Origin of the sequence: Moorena sp. SIO2C4, assembly GCF_010672485.1 — a bacterium.
GTDB classification, from domain to species: domain Bacteria; phylum Cyanobacteriota; class Cyanobacteriia; order Cyanobacteriales; family Coleofasciculaceae; genus Moorena; species Moorena producens.
Genome location: NZ_JAAHGN010001293.1, coordinates 1 through 1,829, shown reverse-complemented (window position 1 = coordinate 1,829; position 1,829 = coordinate 1). Strand labels below are relative to the sequence as shown.

The 1,829-nt window shown below is 43.6% G+C and carries 2 protein-coding genes and 1 pseudogene; 2 read left to right on the top strand and 1 reads right to left on the bottom strand.

What is annotated here, in order from left to right; all coding sequences use genetic code 11:
- Positions 1-251 (bottom strand): annotated as a pseudogene (locus F6K20_RS36770) (SagB-type dehydrogenase domain-containing protein); the annotation flags it as partial.
- Between the two features lie 426 nt (positions 252-677).
- Here F6K20_RS36770 and F6K20_RS36765 point away from each other — a divergent pair.
- Together F6K20_RS36765 and F6K20_RS36760 are read left to right on the top strand one after the other, a co-directional pair.
- On the top strand, positions 678-1,217 hold the full coding sequence (locus tag F6K20_RS36765; protein ID WP_009149535.1) for a pentapeptide repeat-containing protein: 540 nt from the start codon (positions 678-680) through the stop codon (positions 1,215-1,217).
- Positions 1,156-1,829: alkaline phosphatase PhoX (locus F6K20_RS36760; protein ID WP_287298154.1), on the top strand; the 674-nt coding region annotated here is incomplete at its 3' end. The genes F6K20_RS36765 and F6K20_RS36760, both read left to right, overlap by 62 nt.

The window sequence follows — 1,829 nt, the reverse complement described above, 5'->3', positions numbered from 1 at the left end:
TCTGTCAAACCATAACTACACAGTAGTAACTGGGATAGCCGCCACCAACTTTTACTCGGTTCAGAGGTAAACTGCTCCCGGTCTTGTGAGAAGTATGGTTTTAGGTCAAAGTTAGTCCCAACTTTGTAGTCTTTAAACGGTATCGGCTGCTTCTCCCAGTCTAAGCCCTTATTTTTGGCTGATATGGTTTCTGGAGCATATTTGGTGCGCTCGTGGTAGTGCTGAGCGATGGATACTGGCAGTTTTGACATCTTAGTTGCAACAGAACATGAAGCTTTGCTTTATATCTTGACAGGATTTTTGTCCTGTTCCCTGTTCCGGTGATCCGCTGTTCCCTGCTCCCTTATTGATATAGCGGTTTTTAGCCTAATCACGTACACAGGATTTTTGCCCTGTTCCCTATTCCCTGTTCCCTGCTCCGAAGTCCGAAGTCCCTGCTCCCTACCTAAGAAAAATTTCGAAAAAATTTTCTTAAATAATTTTATTAAAATAAAATTATTTTGTCAAGTATTTTTATTTTTACGTAGCAAATGTTCACAAATATTAAAAAAGAATTATAATTAAGTGTGTAATGCGCTACAAAGTTATACCTTTATAAAATAAATAAGCATAAATACGCATTGACATTATTTTATAAATTGGTATTGGGCGGCAAAAGCTGACCTATTTATAGCGCAATGAAAAAGATTGGTGGAGCCGAGTTACTTGAACAATACGCTAGGGGTAGACGAGACTTTAGTGGAGTAGATATCAGTGAAGCTGACCTGTTTGAAGCAGATATACAAGCAATTGACCTGACTAGCAGCAATCTTAAAAAGACTTACCTGCCCTACTCTAATCTAAGTCAAGCCAAGTTGCAGCAAGCTCAACTTCAAGCAGTTCAGTTAAGTGATGCCCAGCTCTACCAGACCAATCTCTCTGGGGCGGATCTTCAGAATGCCAATCTGTTCAGAGCAAATCTACGTCGTGCCAATTTACAGGGCGCAAATCTAGCTGGTGCTAATCTCCAAGCAGCAGATTTGAGGGACACTGACCTGAGCCATGCCAATCTCAGCCATGCCAATTTGAGTAATGCTAACCTGAAAAGAGCTATCCTTACTAAGGCTCAGTTGAGGGGTTGCAACTTATTTCGAGCCGAGAACGTCGATCTTTGTGATGCCTACTTGGATAGTTCGACGATTTATCCTGATGGGCATAGAGCTGATGGCTCTGAGTGATCAAACACCTATCCGTTATTCACCAATGACTTTATCAAGACGTCACTTCTTTGCCTTAGCCAGTGCTAGCACCGCCAGTGTAATTCTAGCATCCCCGTTGAAAGAGGTTTTTGCCAAGAAGGCCCTTGGTAAATCATTTCGAGCTAAAGGCTTCGGCTCACTTAAGCCAGACCCTAATCAATTATTAGACCTGCCAGCCGGATTTAGTTATAAAGTGTTATCCCGCACAGGTGACACCATGACTGATAGCAATTTGGTGCCTGGTAGACCCGATGGCATGGCGGCTTTTCCTGCACCGGGAGGTAATACTGCCCTAGTGCGCAATCATGAACTTAGCCCCCATCAACTGGATAAACATGGATTGGTAGCAGTAGAGTATATCAAGTATGACCCCATGTGTCTCGGAGGCACAACAACACTAGTAGTGGGAGCCAATGGTCAACTGGTCAAACAGTACACTTCCCTCGCTGGTACTGAACGAAACTGTAGTGGTGGACCAACCCCTTGGGGTTCATGGATTAGTTGTGAAGAAAGCACCGTTACTCCCACCACTTATCCGGTAGATGACCCCAGAAGTGTTTCGATGAAGCACGGCTATAACTTTGAAGTGCA

Bases quoted from the DNA above. Each gene is read 5' to 3' on its own strand.
- F6K20_RS36765 (WP_009149535.1), top strand. From the start codon at position 678: ATGAAAAAGATTGGTGGAGCCGAGTTACTTGAACAATACGCTAGGGGT.